Below are 2,044 nucleotides of genomic sequence, written 5' to 3'. Positions count from 1 at the left end.
GTTTTGTGCAAAAACTGTACTCTGTTGCCAAAAGTACGGCCAGCTTGCTCACATTCCCAAGGTTAAGCGGGATTTAAGGAGAATCACTGTGACATTGACAATATTTCCCATATATGTGGGCGATGCTAATCAATCCTGCTCTGGTGATAGGAAAGCTGTATCAGTAGATTAACATTAATTCATTAGCGGCAATGTTGCATCAGGCATATCTTTCATCTCAGAAAATCGATTGATGAAAGAGGAACGCAACCGTGAACAAGAATCTGATTGGTCTTGAGCTTAACCATAGCGCCGCCATTGCTGAACAGCTGAACCGGCTCCTTGCCAGTTACCAGGTGTTGTATATGAACAGTCGGGGTTATCACTGGAATATCCGTGGCGGCAGTTTTTTTCAGCTGCATCAGAAATTTGAAGAGATTTATACCGATCTCCAGAATAAAGTGGACGAGCTCGCCGAGCGCATTGTGACCTTGGGTCATACGCCGGAACATTGCTTCAGTGGTTACCTGGAGCACAGTGAGATTGCCGAGCATACGAATGTGACCGAAGGCAAAGCCTGTGTTAGCAACCTGGTGGACAGTTTCAGCAAAGTATTGGTTAAACAGCGTGAAATCATGGCGCTGGCGAGCAATGCCGGTGATGAAGGGACGGTGGCGTTAATGTCTGACTACATTCGTGAGCAGGAAAAGCTTCTGTGGATGCTGAATGCTTACCTTCAGTAACCCTATTGTTGTTTTAGCAAGAGATGCCCCGGTGATTGTTAAGATCATTGGGGCTTTGTTTATTCTTCCTGACGAATCGCCTTCATCTGATGGTTTTGTTATGAACTATTTCTGTTCCTGAGCTGTCTAGGAAATGTTTTTCAGGCTCTTTGGTTCAATGCCTTCTAGCCAGATTTTTTGTCATTAAGCATATTCGGAAAAGATATAGGGGGATGGGATGGAGCATGTATCAGGTAAATCAGGTAATAGGCAACCATTACCATATCGTTATGGAATCAATAAGCAGGGCAGGAGAAAATCCAGGTTATCACCTCTAAAGCCTTCCGCAGCGGCTGCGAAGTTATTCATTCACCAACTGGCCGATCAGAAGAAAAATTCGCAGGCATCAATCAGCAAAGCCGGTTGTACTCCGGTGATTCCTTTGAGGGAAAGGCCCGTGTCAGGGCTTGTTAGCCGAAGGGCTCAATGGTTTTCCTCTATTGATGGGCAGCAGGCTCAATCGTCTGTTTTCAGGGTGGGGCGCCCAGTACGCAGGCCATTGTCTTTGAAAATCGCACCTGCTAATCCATTTCCCTCATACAAAGAAAATTATGAGGCAATGCGAAACGCCACTGTCAAGTTGCAAGAATATAAGCGTGCGATCTCAACGCTGGCCGCGCTGGAGTCGTCTGACGCGGGTATTAATGTTGAGGCATGCCTGGTATCAATTGATGAAAGCATACATCCTCTCATAGAGGAGATTGCTGCGATAAAAAGGAATCCGAATATCCCGGAAAATATAAAAGACCACCTTTGCAAATATATAGAGTTATCGATGGATCGCGTGAAAATGCATGTTCGTCCGATAATGCGAGGATTGACGCCAGGGTTGGTGGAAATTTTTGAATGTGAAGATGAACGTTTGAGCATGGAGAAAACATTTTGTGACCTGTTAGGGAACCAGAAATATTCTCCCCACCCATTGAATAGTGATGCTTCAGGTGTCAGGGATGATGTCTCTGCGATAGCGTCTGTCGCTGAGTCATCAAGCGATGCGATTGATGAGCAGCTGGTCATCAGTTACAGAAATGTTGTTCGTAAGGCGGCAGCTTCAGCAATGCAGGTTTTGGTGGCAGTTGGGGTGCCTGGTCAATGAATGTAAATAGTGAGGCACATTGATTTTTTACTTCATCTATCTTGGGCACCCTAGGGCAAGACTATTATCTGTTGAAATACAGCGCTGACAACAATTGTGCTCCTTAACCTTAACTCCCGCTTAACGATCTGAAGAAGTAAGGCTAAATTGAATGAAGAGAGCGTCCCCTGTGCTCTTCAGGCAAAAT

Annotated in this window: 2 protein-coding genes; both read left to right on the top strand. The window is 45.4% G+C overall.

Going from position 1 to position 2,044, the window contains the following annotated elements:
- The first annotated feature begins 251 nt into the window (after window positions 1–251).
- Window positions 252–722, top strand: coding sequence for a Dps family protein (locus tag ABD892_RS10955; RefSeq protein ID WP_345195681.1), 471 nt, complete (start codon window positions 252–254; stop codon window positions 720–722).
- A 217-nt stretch (window positions 723–939) separates the two neighbouring features.
- On the top strand, window positions 940–1,857 hold the full coding sequence (locus ABD892_RS10950; protein ID WP_345195680.1) for a hypothetical protein: 918 nt from the start codon (window positions 940–942) through the stop codon (window positions 1,855–1,857).
- Window positions 1,858–2,044 lie beyond the last annotated feature (187 nt).

The organism is Kistimonas scapharcae, assembly GCF_039540975.1.
Lineage (GTDB): Bacteria > Pseudomonadota > Gammaproteobacteria > Pseudomonadales > Endozoicomonadaceae > Kistimonas > Kistimonas scapharcae.
Note: the sequence above shows the minus strand (reverse complement) of the source record. Positions and strands in the feature narration are given on the sequence as shown.

Bases quoted from the DNA above. Each gene is read 5' to 3' on its own strand.
- ABD892_RS10950 (WP_345195680.1), top strand. From the start codon at position 940: ATGGAGCATGTATCAGGTAAATCAGGTAATAGGCAACCATTACCATAT.